The sequence below is a fragment of the Clostridium sp. DL-VIII genome (assembly GCF_000230835.1).
Lineage (GTDB): Bacteria > Bacillota > Clostridia > Clostridiales > Clostridiaceae > Clostridium.
On sequence record NZ_CM001240.1, the window covers coordinates 3,158,579 to 3,175,431 of the forward strand.

Annotated in this window: 22 protein-coding genes; 17 read left to right on the forward strand and 5 right to left on the reverse strand. The window is 29.9% G+C overall.

Annotated features, from left to right (window positions below):
* The first annotated feature begins 52 nt into the window (after positions 1-52).
* From CDLVIII_RS14465 to CDLVIII_RS14475, 3 genes are all read left to right on the forward strand, one after another.
* Positions 53-817: an SDR family oxidoreductase gene (locus CDLVIII_RS14465; protein WP_009170189.1), complete on the forward strand. Its 765-nt coding sequence runs from the start codon at positions 53-55 to the stop codon at positions 815-817.
* A gap of 193 nt (positions 818-1,010) precedes the next feature.
* The gene (locus CDLVIII_RS14470; RefSeq protein ID WP_009170190.1) at positions 1,011-1,580 is read left to right on the forward strand and encodes a TetR/AcrR family transcriptional regulator; all 570 of its coding nucleotides are present in this window, start codon (positions 1,011-1,013) and stop codon (positions 1,578-1,580) included.
* A 191-nt stretch (positions 1,581-1,771) separates the two neighbouring features.
* Positions 1,772-2,323 (forward strand): flavodoxin family protein, encoded by a 552-nt coding sequence (locus tag CDLVIII_RS14475; RefSeq protein ID WP_009170191.1) that lies wholly within the window; start codon positions 1,772-1,774, stop codon positions 2,321-2,323.
* A gap of 180 nt (positions 2,324-2,503) precedes the next feature.
* On the opposite strand, the gene CDLVIII_RS14480 is transcribed toward CDLVIII_RS14475, so the two are convergent.
* Positions 2,504-3,421, reverse strand: coding sequence for an AraC family transcriptional regulator (locus CDLVIII_RS14480; protein ID WP_242835932.1), 918 nt, complete (start codon positions 3,419-3,421; stop codon positions 2,504-2,506).
* Positions 3,422-3,779: 358 nt separating this feature from the next.
* On the opposite strand from CDLVIII_RS14480, the gene CDLVIII_RS14485 reads away from it, so the two are divergent.
* Positions 3,780-4,910: an aldo/keto reductase gene (locus CDLVIII_RS14485; protein WP_009170193.1), complete on the forward strand. Its 1,131-nt coding sequence runs from the start codon at positions 3,780-3,782 to the stop codon at positions 4,908-4,910.
* Between the two features lie 95 nt (positions 4,911-5,005).
* Here the strand turns inward: CDLVIII_RS14485 and CDLVIII_RS14490 are convergent, their stop codons facing one another.
* Positions 5,006-5,461: an Lrp/AsnC family transcriptional regulator gene (locus CDLVIII_RS14490; RefSeq protein ID WP_009170194.1), complete on the reverse strand. Its 456-nt coding sequence runs from the start codon at positions 5,459-5,461 to the stop codon at positions 5,006-5,008.
* A gap of 150 nt (positions 5,462-5,611) precedes the next feature.
* Here CDLVIII_RS14490 and CDLVIII_RS14495 point away from each other — a divergent pair, with 150 nt between their 5' ends.
* From CDLVIII_RS14495 to CDLVIII_RS14530, 11 genes are all read left to right on the forward strand, one after another.
* A complete protein-coding gene (locus tag CDLVIII_RS14495; protein WP_035302310.1) occupies positions 5,612-6,457 on the forward strand; it encodes an aldo/keto reductase in 846 nt (281 codons plus the stop codon).
* An 872-nt stretch (positions 6,458-7,329) separates the two neighbouring features.
* Positions 7,330-8,430, forward strand: a complete 1,101-nt coding sequence (locus CDLVIII_RS14500) for a metallophosphoesterase (protein WP_009170196.1) — start codon at positions 7,330-7,332, stop codon at positions 8,428-8,430.
* A 92-nt stretch (positions 8,431-8,522) separates the two neighbouring features.
* Positions 8,523-8,756 carry a GNAT family N-acetyltransferase gene (locus CDLVIII_RS29955; protein ID WP_242835994.1) on the forward strand — a complete coding sequence of 78 codons (234 nt, stop codon included), beginning with the start codon at positions 8,523-8,525 and terminating at the stop codon, positions 8,754-8,756.
* A 41-nt stretch (positions 8,757-8,797) separates the two neighbouring features.
* Positions 8,798-9,259, forward strand: coding sequence for an ASCH domain-containing protein (locus CDLVIII_RS14510; RefSeq protein WP_009170197.1), 462 nt, complete (start codon positions 8,798-8,800; stop codon positions 9,257-9,259).
* Between the two features lie 152 nt (positions 9,260-9,411).
* A complete protein-coding gene (locus CDLVIII_RS31315; RefSeq protein ID WP_009170198.1) occupies positions 9,412-9,549 on the forward strand; it encodes a hypothetical protein in 138 nt (45 codons plus the stop codon).
* Between the two features lie 87 nt (positions 9,550-9,636).
* Positions 9,637-9,792 carry a hypothetical protein gene (locus tag CDLVIII_RS31320; protein ID WP_009170199.1) on the forward strand — a complete coding sequence of 52 codons (156 nt, stop codon included), beginning with the start codon at positions 9,637-9,639 and terminating at the stop codon, positions 9,790-9,792.
* 187 nt (positions 9,793-9,979) lie between these two features.
* Complete coding sequence (locus tag CDLVIII_RS14515) at positions 9,980-10,549, forward strand: alpha/beta fold hydrolase (protein WP_009170200.1); 570 nt, start codon at positions 9,980-9,982, stop codon at positions 10,547-10,549.
* A gap of 757 nt (positions 10,550-11,306) precedes the next feature.
* Positions 11,307-11,696, forward strand: a complete 390-nt coding sequence (locus CDLVIII_RS14520; RefSeq protein ID WP_009170201.1) for a MerR family transcriptional regulator — start codon at positions 11,307-11,309, stop codon at positions 11,694-11,696.
* A 92-nt stretch (positions 11,697-11,788) separates the two neighbouring features.
* Positions 11,789-12,982 (forward strand): MFS transporter, encoded by a 1,194-nt coding sequence (locus tag CDLVIII_RS14525; protein WP_009170202.1) that lies wholly within the window; start codon positions 11,789-11,791, stop codon positions 12,980-12,982.
* Between the two features lie 215 nt (positions 12,983-13,197).
* Positions 13,198-13,362 (forward strand): hypothetical protein, encoded by a 165-nt coding sequence (locus CDLVIII_RS31325; protein WP_186005618.1) that lies wholly within the window; start codon positions 13,198-13,200, stop codon positions 13,360-13,362.
* Positions 13,363-13,490: 128 nt separating this feature from the next.
* The gene (locus CDLVIII_RS14530) at positions 13,491-14,027 is read left to right on the forward strand and encodes a GNAT family N-acetyltransferase (protein ID WP_009170204.1); all 537 of its coding nucleotides are present in this window, start codon (positions 13,491-13,493) and stop codon (positions 14,025-14,027) included.
* Positions 14,028-14,085: 58 nt separating this feature from the next.
* On the opposite strand, the gene CDLVIII_RS14535 is transcribed toward CDLVIII_RS14530, so the two are convergent.
* The 3 genes from CDLVIII_RS14535 to CDLVIII_RS14545 form a co-directional block, all read right to left on the reverse strand.
* Positions 14,086-14,883: an epoxyqueuosine reductase gene (locus CDLVIII_RS14535; RefSeq protein WP_009170205.1), complete on the reverse strand. Its 798-nt coding sequence runs from the start codon at positions 14,881-14,883 to the stop codon at positions 14,086-14,088.
* Positions 14,884-14,961: 78 nt separating this feature from the next.
* On the reverse strand, positions 14,962-15,672 hold the full coding sequence (locus tag CDLVIII_RS14540; RefSeq protein WP_009170206.1) for an AraC family transcriptional regulator: 711 nt from the start codon (positions 15,670-15,672) through the stop codon (positions 14,962-14,964).
* 34 nt (positions 15,673-15,706) lie between these two features.
* The gene (locus CDLVIII_RS14545; RefSeq protein WP_347462522.1) at positions 15,707-15,958 is read right to left on the reverse strand and encodes a winged helix-turn-helix transcriptional regulator; all 252 of its coding nucleotides are present in this window, start codon (positions 15,956-15,958) and stop codon (positions 15,707-15,709) included.
* Positions 15,959-16,158: 200 nt separating this feature from the next.
* Here CDLVIII_RS14545 and CDLVIII_RS14550 point away from each other — a divergent pair, with 200 nt between their 5' ends.
* Both CDLVIII_RS14550 and CDLVIII_RS31330 read left to right on the forward strand, forming a co-directional pair.
* A complete protein-coding gene (locus CDLVIII_RS14550) occupies positions 16,159-16,398 on the forward strand; it encodes a flavodoxin family protein (RefSeq protein WP_009170207.1) in 240 nt (79 codons plus the stop codon).
* Positions 16,376-16,576 carry a hypothetical protein gene (locus CDLVIII_RS31330; protein WP_186005575.1) on the forward strand — a complete coding sequence of 67 codons (201 nt, stop codon included), beginning with the start codon at positions 16,376-16,378 and terminating at the stop codon, positions 16,574-16,576. The genes CDLVIII_RS14550 and CDLVIII_RS31330 overlap by 23 nt, the downstream gene beginning before the upstream one ends.
* The last annotated feature ends 277 nt before the right edge of the window (positions 16,577-16,853 follow it).

Genomic DNA, 16,853 nt, shown 5'->3' on the forward strand with positions numbered 1-16,853 from the left:
ATGAGATATTAATTTCTAAATGATTAATAAATATTTAAAGGAGAGATTTTGAATGAATCAAAATAGTAAAATTGCATTAGTTACAGGTGGAAGTCGTGGAATTGGCAGAGATTCTGCAATATCATTAGCTAAAAAGGGGATAGATGTAATTATCACTTACAATAATCAAAAAGAAAAAGCAGATGAAGTTGTAAAAGAAATTGAAGCAAATGGTGGTAAAGCTGCTGCTATTCAGCTTGATGTAAATAATATATCTTCCTTTGATTCCTTTGCATCTAAGGTATCAGATGTTTTAAAGGATGAATGGAATAGAGAGCAGTTTAATTTTTTAATTAATAATGCTGGGATTTCAAATCACACTCCTATTTTAGAAGTTACAGAAGAGGAATTTGACAAAATAGTTAATGTACACTTTAAAGGAGTTTTCTTTTTAACACAGAAACTAATTCCACTTATTGCTGACAAAGGTGGAATTGTGAACACTTCAACAGGATTAACTCGCTTTACAGCTCCAGGTTCTGGACTTTATGCTGCTGCAAAAGGTGCAGTAGAGGTCTTTACTAGATATTTGGCTAAAGAATTAGGAGCTAGAGGTATAAGAGCGAATACTATAGCGCCTGGAGCTGTTAACACTGAATTTAGTGGAGATACTTATATTAAAAATCCAAGTTTGAAAGATACTATTGGTTCTTATGCTGCACTCGGAAGAATTGGAGAAGCTTCTGATATTGGAGGTGTTGTGGCTAGTTTATGTACGGATGAAATGGGATGGGTTACCGGTCAACGTATTGAAGCATCTGGTGGTATGTTATTATAATTAAAAGATATTATTTTTAATCAACAAGAGTTTATAAGCTTTTGCTTATTAAGAGTTTGAATATTGAATGATCATTCAAAAAAAGCATTGACTTTAATTGAATGATCATTTAATATAGAAATATGAAGTACAAAGATATATATAAAATAGTTGGTAAAACAGTATAATACCAAAGGATGAGGTAGAATTAACTATGAGATATAAAGATGATGACAAAAAAGAAAAGATTACTAAAGCAGCAATACAACTAATAAATGAAGTGGGGTTAGCGGAAATCTCAATATCAAAGATAGCAAAAGAAGCTGGAATTGCCCCTGGGACAGTTTATACTTATTTTGATAATAAAGATGATATGCTTAGAAAACTTTTTTTGGAAGCTAAAAAAGATATGCAGCAAAAAGTATCAAATGGAGTTAATATTCTACAACCAACAGAAGCTGAATTTAAAAAGATATTGAATAATTATATTAATTTCTTTATAAACAATAAGGAAAATTTTCTCTTTATTGAACAGTTCATGAATTCACCATTTGTTTTAAAAATATATAAAGAAGTTCAGATGATAGGCAGACCCTTAGTAGAGTTTTTAGAAAATGGTAAAAAATGTGGTGTTTTTAAGGAAATTGATATTGAGCTATTGTTTATTTATTCTTTTAGTCCATTAATGCAGATTGCTAAAAAGTATTTCAATGGAGAGTTTGAATTTACAGAACAAAATATTAGGGAAATAATTGAACTGAGTTGTACTTCAATAAAAAAATAAATTCTTTATGATTAATTTAAATGAATATTTAACATCATAGCCCAGGTTCCAAATTTTTAGGCTCAAAAGTATTTTAAAATGGCTTAACAAAATTAATACAATATATTAAGGAAAATCATTGAATGAGTATTCATTTATTATAATATATTTCACAAATTAATAATGTGAAACAAGATTATGGAGGTAACAAAATGAGTAAAATTGTAGCATTTATTGGAAGTCCTAGAAAGAAAGGGATTTCTACGCAGCTCCTTAATAAAGTAATAGAAGGGGCAAAGTCCGAAGGAGCAGAAATTATAGTATATGATCTCAATGATACTGGAATTAGAGGATGTCAGGCATGCGATTATTGCAGAAAGGAGAATGTCTGTATTATAAAAGACAAACTACAATCTATGTATAGCGCCATCGAATCTGCTGATGGAATTATAATAAGTTCACCAATTTATATGTCTTACTTTAGCGCTCAGGCAAAGACTTGGTTTGACCGTTTACGTCCTATGTTTGGGCATGACTTCAAGCCACGTTATCCTGGAAAAAAGATTATTGCTGTATTTGCACAGGCTGCAGATAATGAAGATTTATGTAGTGAGCTTTTTGAATCCCTAAAGATGCGTTCTAAACTTTTTGGATGGGATCTAATTGATAATATACTTGCTTGTAGCACTGAGGCTCCAGGATATAGCATACCTCAAGAACTCATGGATAGAGCTTTTACGGGTGGTAGGAAATTAGTAGAATAATAAAATAAAGTTTCATGGCTAAAAGTAAATGCAAATGATGTATGGAATTAAATTTACCCATAGCGATTCGCCCCCACCATGAAACCCACGACCATTTGCATATGACTTAAACAGTTACTTTTTTTAAAATCATAATACTAAACGCCGCTTAATGTGAAGTTAAGTGAGGCGTTTTTATAATTAGGTCGTCTTTTCAAAATGGTTTAATCTTTTCAGAAAACTTTCTAAGTCAGTCGGGGAGTAGTTTTTTTGTGCAGCCTTAATATCTTTAAGAGGCGGCATGCCAAAACACCTACGGTATTCTCTGCTAAATTGGGATGGACTTTCATAGCCAACTTCAAGTGCAGCTGTTGTTGCATCCATAGAGCCACTAAGCATAAGACGTCTTGCTTCTTGAAGACGCAGCTTTTTTTGATACTGGACTGGACTCAGTGAGGTTATAGCCTTGAACTTATGTTGTAGTCCGGATACGCTCATATTAAAGGATCTTGCAAGTTCTTCAATAGTAAATGAATGAGTGTAATTTTCTTTAATCCATGCAAGAGCTTTTCCAACTCCATCAGATTGCTGGTCAAAAAATACCTGCTGCAAAAATAAGTGCCGATACTCTCCTGATAATAGATGAAAAATCATTTCACGTTTTATAAGTTTAGATAAAAACTTAGCTTTTGAGGGATTATCTACAAGCTTGAGAAGTCTTACAAATAATTCTAAAAAGTCAGTATCAGATTTTCCAATACATGTTCCAAATATTAACTTATTATCTCTCTTGTCAACGCTTATGTCAGCCTCCAGCATAACAGAAGTTATTTCTTCCATGGTAAAACTAATGCGAATACCTATGTAAGGGGAGTTGTTGGTGCACCCGGTTACTCTGGCAGAGGCTGGTATATCCACTACAGACGCCAAATAATCTCCAGGATTTGCTTGAAAAATATGCTCGCCAAGATAAACTTCTTTTCTACCTTGCAGAACGAGGCAAAACGAAGGTGATAATACACCTTGAACCACTGGAGTTTCATAATTATGTCTGCAAATAATAAGGAAAGGAATTATTGTTTCAGTATATCCATCAGTATTTGTAATTTTTTCAGTCATACTAATGATTTTGTTGATTAACTTCTGCTTATTAGAGGGATTCTCTTCAGATAAAGTTATGGAGCGGGGGTTTTGGGTTAACATTTACACTCACCAGCCTTTAATTAAAAAATCCTTTATCAATTTTGTTAATTTAAGAATATGTTTTTATCAATTATATTGTTATTCTAAATAATACTCGATATGATGAAAGAATTCAATACAGCTTATTAAGTTGAAATTATAATAGGTTGCAGTTTTAGGCAATTTTTTTGCAGCAATGGTCTAGAGTAGTTAAGGAATTTTAATGATAATATTTCTAAGGGCATTTTATAAAGGTACTTAAAACTAATAAAATTTAAAAAAGGAGAGAAATATTATGGAATATTCACAATTTGGAAAAACAGGAATGCAAGTGTCAAGATTTGGACTTGGATGTATGCGCTTTCCTTCTGATGAAAAGGAAGCTATTGAAATGGTACGTTATGCCATAGACAATGGCGTGAATTATATTGATACAGCATTTATTTACAAAGAAAGTGAGAGAATAACAGGAAAGGCATTAGAGGACGGATACAGAAATAAAACTTATATAGCTACTAAAAGTCCTATTTGGAATATAGAAAAACATGAAGACTTTGAAAAATACTTGGATGAAGAATTGATAAGGCTAGGCACAGATCATGTTGATGTTTATCTTCTTCATAATATGAATCATGGCAACTGGGAGAAGGTCAAGAGATTTGATGGTCTTACTTTCTTAGATAAAATGGTGCAAAAAGGAAAAATAAGTCATAAAGGTTTTTCGATTCACAATACCTTAAATGCATTTAAAGAAATTGTAGACGCATATGATTGGGAAATGTTTCAAATACAGTTGAATATATTGGATGAAAATCAGCAAGTTGGAGTAGAAGGTCTTAAATATGGTGCGGCTAAAGGTTTAGCTGCAGTAATAATGGAACCACTTAGAGGAGGCAACATACTTAATATTGTTCCAGAAGAAGTGCGTGATTTAATTAAGCAATATCCAGAAAAACGTCCATTAGTAGAGTGGTGTTTTAGATGGCTGTATAATATGCCCGAGGTATCTGTCATCCTAAGTGGTACAAATACGTTACAACAATTAAAAGATAATTTGAAAATTTTTGAACATTCAGCTCCAAATGTCATGTCAGAAGAGGATTTGAATTTTATTAGTAAAATACGAGAAGCTTATGAAGCTAAGAAAGCCATTGGATGCACCGGATGCAGATATTGCATGCCATGTCCAAAAGGTGTAGCAATTCCTGAAATATTTAAGCTTTATAACAGCCAGAAGCTAATGGAATCTCATGTAATAGATAAAGCTGTTTATCAAAGTAATCTAGTGCCTTCAGGCTCTGGAGCAGATCAATGCGTATCTTGTGGAATTTGTGCAAATCACTGCCCACAGAATTTGAAAATTCCTGAATTGTTAAGAAATGTTCATGAAGAATTTATGGAATATACTTATCCATCACAAAGATGACATTTAAAAATTAATACAAAGGAATAGCAAAAAAGATAATTGATAAATCCTGTGAATATAAAAATTTATATATAGCTAATTCAAAACACATAAATTTAGAAATCTAAAAAGAATTTCTCTATACTTTTATTTATAGGAATTTCTGAAAATATAATATGTGTAGAAGTTGTAGAGTCTAATGATGAAATAGAATCAACAAATTTTTCGATTTCAGATATTGATTTAACACTTAATTTTAACAATATGCAAGAATGACCTGCAATTCTATAACAGAAAATTACACGGGGATGATTATAAATAAAGTCTTTGAATTTTTCAAAATTACTATTTTTAATATCAATTTGAATCATACATTGTATGGAAAAGTCTAAAGCAGCTTCATTTATTTTTATAGTGTATCCTTCAATTACTCCACTATCTTCAAATTTTCTTATTCTATCAGCAACTGATGGAGGAGATAGGTTGACTCTTTTTGATAATTCTCTAATAGATAGACGACTATCTAATTGAAGTTCCTTCAAAATTTTAATGTCTGTATTGTTAATTTTCATATGAAATTAATTACCTTTCTTTTTATTTAATTTGAAATGTTTTTTATTTAAAATGATAACAAGTATAAGGGAAAAATTATCATTAACTTATTATAATATAATAAGTTGCAGGCCTCAACTTTTATAAATAACATGAAGGGAAGAAAAATGGTGGAAAATAGTAACGATTATGTGATTCTAAATAATGGAGTTAAAATGCCTTTACTTGGATTTGGTACTTATAATGCTGAAGACTGGGTTAAACTTAGTAACGCAATAAAGGAAAGTATAAAAATTGGATATCGCCATATAGATACAGCTTCTTTTTATGGAAATGAAGAAGTAATTGGTTGTGCATTGAAGGAAAGTGATGTTTCAAGGAATGAAATATTTTTAGTTGATAAAGTTTGGAATTCAGAACAAGGTTATGAGAAAACTCTTAAGGCTTTCAAAGAATCTATAAAAAAACTTAAGACCGATTATTTGGATTTATATTTAATCCATTGGCCACAATCCTTAAATAAAGAAACTTGGAAGGCACTTGAAAAGTTATATAAGGAAAGATATATAAGAGCCGTAGGGGTTAGTAATTTTACAATACATCATTTGAAAGAATTAATAGAAAATGCTGAGATTATACCAGCAGTAAACCAAATAGAATTTCATCCAAGGCTTGTTCAGAAAGACTTGATGGAGTATTGTAAAAAATATAATATTCAGCTAGAAGCTTGGTCGCCTTTAATGAGGGGGTTAGTTTTTGAAATTCCATTTTTACAGGAACTTTCACAGAAATATGGGAGAACAATTTCTCAAATAGTATTAAGATGGGATTTGCAGATGGGAGTTGCTACCATTCCTAAATCAACAACATATAAAAGGATAAAAGAAAATGCAGATATATTTAATTTTGAAATTAGTAAAGAAGATATAAGTAAAATTGAAAAACTAAATGATGGATTTAGGATTGGAATGAATCCTAATGAAGTTTATGAGCATCCAGAGATAATAAGAGACTGAATAGTCATTGAAACTGTTATTTCATTGGATCCAGAATTCTAAAAACAAGAAGTAATAAACATCTAGGCCAGGTGTTCTTCTTTACTAATATTTTTACTTATAAAATATCTGATATTCTAATATGGTTTACCATAAGTATTCTGTACCATATTTATTCTGAAGAATATTACAATATAAGAATATATATTCCGAACAATATTACCATAAATATTCTTCAGAATATGCTTGGAGAATGAGGCTTAAGAAGGTATGAAAAAGTAAATACCATAAGATTTATTATTGAAGAAGAAAACAAATGCCTGGTGAAAGATAGGAAAGATTATAAGTACTGATATGGAAATGCCATGTGGTAATAAGATGTGGTGATTACCTGCAGTGCTGTTATTGGGGATATTGAGAAGGTACTTAAGTTTAAATATGATGTTGATGGATGCAGCTGGCTGTTTTATAAGATTTAATAAATGGAATATGAAAATATTGTAGATAATATGGTAAATTAATATAAAACTTGTAAAAATTGAAGTATAATGAAGATAGAATATTTAGAGATAAGTGTTCTATCTTTTTTATATTTGGGAGATTTATTCACTATGGTTGAAGTGGTGATTATGTCTATAATGTGAACTTCATTCGACTAGATAAAAAATATTTAAATGATAAATAAAGTTTAGGATAATGAAAGATGTACCGTACCACAAGTGACGAAGATTTTCTTTGAAGGTGTTAATATGATTACTTTTAAGAGAGATGATGTTGCTTTGAAGTTTGTTTTAAAATAAATGAAAATATCAAGGCGGCTAAAATAACTAGAAAACAGAAAAGATGGAATTTTAGGTTATGTATTTAATTAATATAAATAAGGGGGTAAGATTTTGAAAGCAGTAGTAAAAAGAATTTTAGTTGAAAAAGATAAAAGAGTTATAGCAATAAGTGATATCCATGGAAATTTAAGTGCCTTTAAAAGAGTATTAGAAAAGATATGTTTTACTGAAAAAGATATTTTAATTTTGGTTGGAGACTTAATTGAAAAGGGTGAGATGAGCTTAAAGACTTTAAGATACATAATGGAGATATCAATGATAAGGGAAGTTTATGTGGTTAGTGGAAACTGTGATACGGTATGGGAAGATATAAAAAGCGAAGTTGATGATGAAAATCTATTAAGATATATGATGTTTAGAAAAAACAGCATTTTAAATGAAATGTGTCAGGAGTTATCAATTGAAGTAGATGAAAAATCAGATATTAAATATATTAAAGAACAAATAAGACAAAATTTTAGCTGTGAGCTTAATTGGTTAGAACAATTACCTCATATTATTGAAACTGAGAAATTTATTTTCGCTCATGCAGGTATTACGTCTGATAATTTAGAAGAGCAACATATTAGTGAGGTTATCAAAAATGATGCATTTATTGAGAAAGGATTAGTTTTTTCTAAATATGTGATTGTTGGACATTGGCCAACGGCAAATTATGGGAAAGAAAGAGGCTGCTGCAATCCAATTATAAACGAGGAACAAAAAATTATCAGTATTGATGGCGGAAATATGATTAAATCGGAAGGACAGTTGAATGCACTAATAATTAATGGTGATGGAAATATTACTTTTGATGCAGTTGATGATTTTTTAATAGGTGAAATTGTAGAAGAGCAAGCTTCAAATTCAAATACAATTCAGATTTCATGGATGGATAATGCAATAGAGGTATTAAAAGAGGGGAAAGAATTCAGTTTATGTAGGCATATTTCTTCAAATCATGAGCTTTGGGTGAAAAATGACAAACTTTTTAAAACTAAGGAAGGAATGCGCTGTTATGATTGTACAGATTATTATCTTTCTGTTAAAAAAGGAGATAGAGTTTCTATAATAGAAAAATCAAGTACACAAACTCTAGTTAAGAAAGATGGTATAATCGGATGGGTTTTAAATGAAAAATTGAGAGAAGGCAAAATAGATAGAGAATGGTGATTAAAGACAGTAAATACTTCTCGTTCAGGAATAGACGATGATATAAAAAAATTGTTCCTCTAAATGAGCATCTTTTACAATATGGTGGTCATATAGGGTATTCTGTAAGAAAGTCTGAAAGAAACAAGGGATATGCAAAAGAAGAATTAAGACAAGCATTGATTTATTGTAAAGATATATTACATAGTAATAAAGTTTTATTAACTTGTGATAACGATAATTTTGCTTCTCAGAAAACTATTTTATCAAAAGGAGGAAAAAAAGAAAATGAAGTATTAATTAAAGGAGAAAATCGTGTTATTGAACAATATTGGATAGCCTTATAAATTGTAATTTATTGAAAGATTATATAAAGAGGAGAAAGAAAATGACTGAAATACAAATGTGGAATGAATATATTAAAATTAACATGAATGCTAAAGATTACGAGGCATGGTCATTTGGCGGAAATGCACCTGACATGCCAGATTTATTGGCTGAATTAGTATTAAAAGGGATTAAAATTGCAACAGCTAGTGCGTATCCTTGTTATGTTGCAGAAAATGCTCCATTGCCACCAGTTGGAGGATACAATTTGATATTAAATACAAAAGGAGAAGCTGTTTGTATCACAAAAACCATAAAAGTATATATTGTACCTTTTAACCAAGTGAAGGAGGAACATGCATATAAAGAAGGGGAGTTTGATCGTACACTTACATCTTGGAGAAAATGTCATTCTGAAATTTTCTCTATGGAGCTAAAAGAGATTGATCAAAAATTTACAGAAGATATGCTTGTTGTTTGTGAAGAATTTAAGGTTGTATACCCAATAATATTAGATAACTAGTGACTTTCAAATTCCTATTATTCATATAATCTATTTAATATGTAGATTTAATCTAATAAAATATAATAATGATCTATTAAATTGAATAGTGTAGCATTTACAAATTATGTTATTATTATAGATGTAATGAATATTAAATTGGAGGGATATCAATGAACACAATGCAATTTTTAGGACAGGTTCTATCTTCATTTTTAGTTATTGCTCCTATAGTTTTAGGTGGATTAAGTATTTATGCGCTTATCTTATTAATTAAAGCATTAAAGATTTATATTAATAATAATTCATAATATATATCAAAATAGTAATCAAATAAAAGGAGGATTAACTTATAACTTATTATTGCTAGGTTTAATGTAAAAATGAGGAGTGGCATTATGGAATTTATACTTATAATAATTATAGTATTATTTTCTTATATTATAATACAACTTGCTATTGATAGGTCTACTAACACAAAAATATTGAAAGAAAACCTTAAAGTTCTTGTAGAGATAAGGGAATTGCTTAAAAAGCAAGATAAAGATTTTTAACTATAATAATTAAATCTTGAGTAAAATAATTTTAAGTATTAAAAACAAAATTCCAATTATTCATATAACATAAGCAATATGTAAATAAGGGTGCAGTATTATTAATAAGTATTGCTGAAAAGATAAATAGTAACCTGAACAATAGTTTGAAATAAAAAATATTTATATAATTAGGAGAAATGGTAAAATGAAAGTTGCTAATATATATGTTATTCACGGTTATACATCTTCTAGCGAAGCAGAATGGTTTCCATGGTTGAAAGAACAGTTAAAAAATAGCCCTGTTAAAATTTATATTCCCAATATGCCTGATTCACAAGATCCGCATCTTGAATCCTGGCTTAAACATCTTAGGAAAAATATTTTGGATATTAATGAAAATACAATATTTATTGGGCATAGTCTTGGATGTGTTACGGCACTACGCTATATTCTTGAAAAAAACATAAAAATAAAAGGTGTAATACTTGTTTCAGGTTTTATAAATGAAAATCCCATGGATGAACAAACAGAAGGACTTCAGGAATTTGTAGATGGATCACTTGATATTGAAAGAATAAAAAGTTTAATTCCTTCAAGAATCGTTATTACTGCAACAGATGATGATATTGTTCCAACAGAATCTACACAAAATTTAGCTGAATCTTTAGATGCAAATCTTATTATCCTTTCATCAGGAAAGCATTTTATTGCTCGTGATGGATATACTAATTTTCCAGTTTTATTAAATGAGATTCAGAAATTGATTAAGGCTTAATATTCTTATTGTAAATTTTTTGTTCTTTTATGGGAATTAAACTGTACATTCTTTACAAAATATAATATCATTAGCATCGTCATGGATAGCTTTTATTTTACTTAAGCTTCGGACTGTTGAGCGCCTTAAGGTATAGCTTCTTACCATATCAAAGGCTTCACCATCAATAGAAGGGGCATGCCATTTGGATTAGCTTTTTGATTTCTTTGTAGTTAATTTCATTAATAAAGCCTAGTTATTTGTTTTTAAATATGCATCAATGGAAATCAGAGGGTGTAATTAAATTATCCTTAACAGATTTAATTATCTTATATAATAGAAATATGAAAATATATAAATACTTAAATAGAAAAAAATTAAAATTTTTATATATTTTTAAATATTCATAGGTTCATATAAAGCTATAAAAATTTGAAAATATGTTTGAATGTTTCTATGTAAGTTTATTTATAGAAAAATATTTAGATAGGAATATATGTACAAATAAAAACAAATAAAAATATATTCATATAAAAAAATTTTACTATGAAAATATATAAATATTTATAGGAAACATGCGGGTTAAGGTGAATTTATAATTTTAAATATATGTATTCCTATAAAATAGAGCAAGAATTCAGAAGTAAAAATGTAAAAAATTTTTACTATGGCAGAATAATTTTATAATATGGAGATAATAAATCTTACAATAGTTGACAAACTTGAAAATGGATGATAATATACAGTTGACGTTAACGTTAAGAAGAGGTGCAATCATATGAGCTATAAAATTGGTGAAATTGCGAAGCTTACAAATTTGACAACTAGAACTATCAGATACTATGAAGAACTTGGACTATTAGGAGATAGAAATAATAGGGTAGTAGGGGAACTCCGAGTATTTGAAAATGAGGATATTAAGCGTCTAAAAAAGATTCAGCTGCTTAAAGATTTAGGACTCACTTTAGAGGAGATTGGTCAAGTTATAGATTTATATTTTACAGACGGACGACTTTTAGAAGGAAAACGTCAGGTAATACAAATTCTAAAGAGCCATATTGCAAGAGCTGAAGAGAAAATAAATGAGTTAGACACGTTTAAAACTGAGTGTAAGAACAATATTTGTAGGATAGAAGCAATTATTAAAAACAATGAAGATAAGTCTTAAAAGTAAGTAACAGGTATGGGCCTGTACTTTTTTACATTACACTTAACGTTTACGTTAAAGTGATTTAATGAAGAATTGAGGGAGTGATATTTATGTATAAAAACACAGATATAATTATAAAGAAAGAATTTGAATTGAGTAATTTTTTAATTGTACTAATGTCGGTAGCTTGTGCGGTTAGTGTAGCTAATCTATATTATTACCAACCTTTACTTGAACAGATTTCTAGATTCTTTAATGTATCATCGTCTACAATTGGCATTGCAGCAATGCTGATTCAAATTGGTTATGCAATAGGATTGATCTTTATAGTTCCGCTAGGAGATATTAAGGAACGTAGGAGCTTAATAATGATAATGTTATTTTGTTCTGCTATATCGCTGCTTTCTTTATCAATTTCTTTAAATATATGGTGGCTATTATTAAGTTCTCTTATAGTTGGGGTGACTTCTATTACTCCAATGTTAATTGTGCCATTAGCAGCACATCTGGCTAAACCAGCAGAAAGAGGCAAAGTGATTGGAAGTGTAATGAGTGGATTACTAATTGGTATATTATTATCACGTGTATTTAGTGGAATTATAGGATCAATTCTAGGATGGCAAATTGTTTACCGTATAGCTGCTGGAATGATGATTTTGTTAATTCTAGTATTTAAGTTATGGCTTCCTAAATCTATTTCAGATTCTTCAATGAGTTATAAAGAATTACTTAAATCGCTAATAGGGTTAGCGAAAAATCAACCAATTTTAATGGAAGCGTCATTAATTGGTGCAATGATGTTTGGAACATTCAGTATATTTTGGACGTCCCTATCTTTTTTACTTAAGTCGTCAGCTTACAATTTGGGAGCTCAGGCTGCTGGGATATTTGGATTAGCAGGAATTGTAGGGGCTTTGGCAGCTTCTATGGTAGGGAGAATTGCAGACAAAAGAAGTCCTAGATTCACTTTAACTATAGCCATCATGTTTTCATTTTTATCATATATTTGGTTCCTGATTTTTGGATATCAAATGTGGGGACTTATCATTGGAGTAATATTGTTGGATTTAGGAATTCAATCGGGTCAAATTTCAAATCAAGCACGTATAAATACCTTAGATGCTACAGCTCGTAATCGTAACAATGCTGTATATATGACATTTTACTTTTGTGGTGGAGCATTAGGTTCATGGCTAGGAACATTTTTCTGGGGACTATTTGGATGGATTGGAGTATGTGGTGTTGGGATAACTTTTCAGATAATCGCAGCAACAATTCATATTTTAGGTATAAAACGCAGATAAGAGGATATAGAATGCAATGGTTATAATCAAATACCTGATTGCTTTTAAATAAGCTAATATCAGGTATTTAATTATTTTCTAAAGCAGCTTCACGATAAATTCCACCAATGTATAAATTTATATATAGTAATGAATTGAAATGTAAAATAATGTTTATAAGTATGCTATAATCGATAGATAATGATAAGCTAAATCGGAATAAAATTGAATTTTGAATGTTAGATAGAAAAACAACAGAAGGAGTAATCAAAATGGATGTTCTACGAGGCGTAATAGTAGTTTTAATATTTATTATAATTGGAATGCTTTTTGGAAGAATTATGGTCATTGCAGGTTTAATAATTGAAGCTATAGTTAAATTTTTTCGGAAACTGTTTTGATAATTAGAGAATCTATTTATTGTACTTATTATAGTTTTTGGTATTTCAAATTTGTATATTGAGAGATAATAATTAATTAAAAAATAGAGATTTGTGCATCAAGATAATTTATACGAGGAGTGATAACCATGAAAGAATTCTTTTTGAAATCAGTAAGAATTGGATTTTCAATATGGAGTGAAAATGATATGCCTGACGCTTTAGAATTATGGGGCAATCCAGAAGTGACAAAATTTATTATAGCAGAAGGAAAGATGTCAGAAGAACAAGTGCAACAAAGGCTAAAAAAGGAAATAGAAACTTATAATAAGTACAGTCTTCAATATTGGCCAATATATTTAATAGAAACTAATGAAAATTTAGGGTGCTGTGGTTTAAGGCCATATGATTCTGAAAACAATGTATTTGAAATTGGGATTCATTTAAAAGAGAAATACTGGGGAAAGGGAATTGCTAAGGAAGCATGCGCTGCTATTATAGAATATGCCTTTAATAATCTTAGTGCTAATGGACTTTTTGCTGGACACAATCCTAAAAATGCAGCATCTGCTAAGCTGTTAAAAAAACTCGGATTTACTTATACTCACGATGAATACTATCCACCAACAAAACTATATCATCCTTCATACTTGATGAAGAAAGAAAACTACATGGGTGATAACTAAGACATAACACTCATATGTTTTATAACCTTTAAAAGTAAAATTTCATTGAAATAGAACTTTAAGAAAGAAAGGTACATGGCGTATTTACTACGCACTTTCCGCATACTTCACTGCCAACACTGTTTGGACAATCACCAGATTCAGTAGTGTAAGAGCTTCCGAATTCTGTATATAATTCTGCATTTTTTCTTATCACTACATAGCATTTATGCCTGTCATATCCATCTAAAGTTAGTGCACCTGATGGGCAATGTTTTACACATACACCACAGTTTCCATTCTTTTTATAAAGACAAAGTTCATCTTCCAAAGGAGAATCTGGATTAACATCTAGATTAGTTACAATGGTGCTATATCTCCCGCAGCATCCAACCTTAGTTATAAGCATATTATTTATGCCAAAGGTTCCAAGACCAGCAGCTTTAGCAAAATGTCTATGAGACCAATTGCTTTTTAGTATCTTTTGATCAAAAGTAGAGGATTCTGGTGAAACATCTGCATGGTACCCAAGTTTTCGTAGTTCTGAGATAATATATTCATTTAACTTAATAAACATTGCATTGGTTTCTTCATAAGCTAGTGCCCACTCAGGAGAGGAAATATCTCCAGGAGCTTTATTAGTATGAGCCAATTCTTTAGTGAATGGAACAAAATATGCGATTACAATTGATGCATCTAAAAGTACATCAGTGGGTAATCCATGGGTAGGGGTAATAAGTTCTTTCAAACTTAAGATGTAAGGATGATTAGCATCAGCAAAGCCTACTAAAGGCTCACCCCATTTTGTTGAAATATAATCTTTATGCTCGTATTCCTTAACAAAGTTTTGTATCATTTTAGTAATTTTCTCTTTCATGCTAAAGCACATCCTTTCTCTGTATATTATATCATTTTGACAAAGTAAGTCTTTGCTGAAATATAGTAAGTTTTTAGTCTATTTTTTGATTGTTTTTCTAAACTCTGCAGGTGATATTCCTTCAAAGTGTCTAAACACTTTAGTAAAGGATGAATTATGTTCATAACCTACCATTTGAGAAATTTGTAAAATTGTTAAGTTTGTATTTAAAAGGAGCTCTTTAGCTCTCTTTACCCTTAAATTTTGTATATACTCAGTAGGCGATATGTTCATATTATTTTTAAACCACTCACTATAATAACTAGTATTATAATGTTCTATATCTGCCAATTTCTTTAAATCGAATTCTTCTGTAAAATGTTCGTTTATATATCTGATGGAATTAGGCAGATTTTCCTTAGTAATAAAATTATAAAAGTAAAGAAATAAATTATTTATTGAATTAGAATTTTGATTAGTATTAGCTTCATTTAGTAATAAATATCTTATGGCTTCCCATTTATCATCAAATAAAAAGTCTTTTCCTCCATGCATTTTTTCCATATCATACTTGTTAAGCATGTTATTAGGAATATCTAAAACTAAGAATTCATTAGTATTATTGGCATTAAAAGTATGCTGACAATCTGGAGGAAGAAAGAATAATGAATCACCTTTTAAGTCTAATTTCTTACAATCAGTTTCTATAGAAAGCACACCTTGAAGTGGCAAAATTAATTGTCCATATTCATGAGTATGAGTATTGCTTTTAAAATTATATATTCTACGTTCACATTTTATAGTATTCAAAATTAGTACTCCTTCCTTTATATAAAAATTATTATTAAGGAAGATTAATGCTTCCCCAGTCAGACATAAGCTCTAAAATTGGAATTAAAGTCTGTCCTTTTTCTGTTAATGAATACTCAACTTTTGGTGGAACTTGTGAATATTCCTTCCTTGAAATAAGACCATTAGCTTCAAGTTCCTTCAAGTGTTGGATTAAGATTTTGTGAGTAATATTTGGGAGAAGTTTTCGTATCTCTACATATATTTGAGTTCCCTTATAGTTGATAATATCCACATTAAAACCCATTTCCATTTGCCTCCAACTATAGATAAAGTGTATGATATTGGGCAAACAGAGGGATCTATAATACCATCTTTCATATAATACTCTCCTTTTGGTATAGTACTAGACAAAAAAGTGCGTAATTTTATATCTAAAATTAATTATATATAATAAAAGCACAAATTCAAGTAGAATAAATTTAGAAAAGGCTGGTGTTTTTAGTTATGAAAGTATTAGGAATAATGGGGAGTCCAAGATCAAATGGCAATTCATCTACTCTTTTAAAGAAAGTGTTAGAAGGAGCAAAAGCAAATGGTGCAGTTATAAATTCAATTTCATTAAATAACCTAGATATTAATGGCTGTATTAATTGTAATGCATGTAAAAGAACTGGAAAATGTGTAATAAAAGACGATATGCAAAACATATACGACATGATCAATGATGCTGATAGTAGTATTTAGGTCACCAAACTACATGGGAGGAATTCAAGGGAAACTAAAATGTGCTATAGATAGATTATATGCATATATGAAAGAAGGTTTAGAAAAGTCATTTGATAAAGAAAAGAAGGTTGCACTTATAGTTACACAAAATGCTCCAGAAGAAACATCTTCCTGCTTGAAGCGTTTAATCATCTAAGATATGTTTTAAATGTTACGTTTGAAGGTAATACTGAAGTTCCTTGCAAATTTCTTTTAGGAGGAGGATTAGTTACTCGCGATTCTGCAATTTCTAATAAAGACCTGATGAAGAAGGCGTACGATATTGGAAGTGAGCTAGTAAAAGAATTCTAATTTAATAATATGATATTTTTGAGCAGTAGCTAGAAGCAATTAAGCTATTGCTTTATTTCATGAAATGTATACATCACCATCCCCAATTATTACAACTCTATAATAGGGTATAAAAGGAGCTA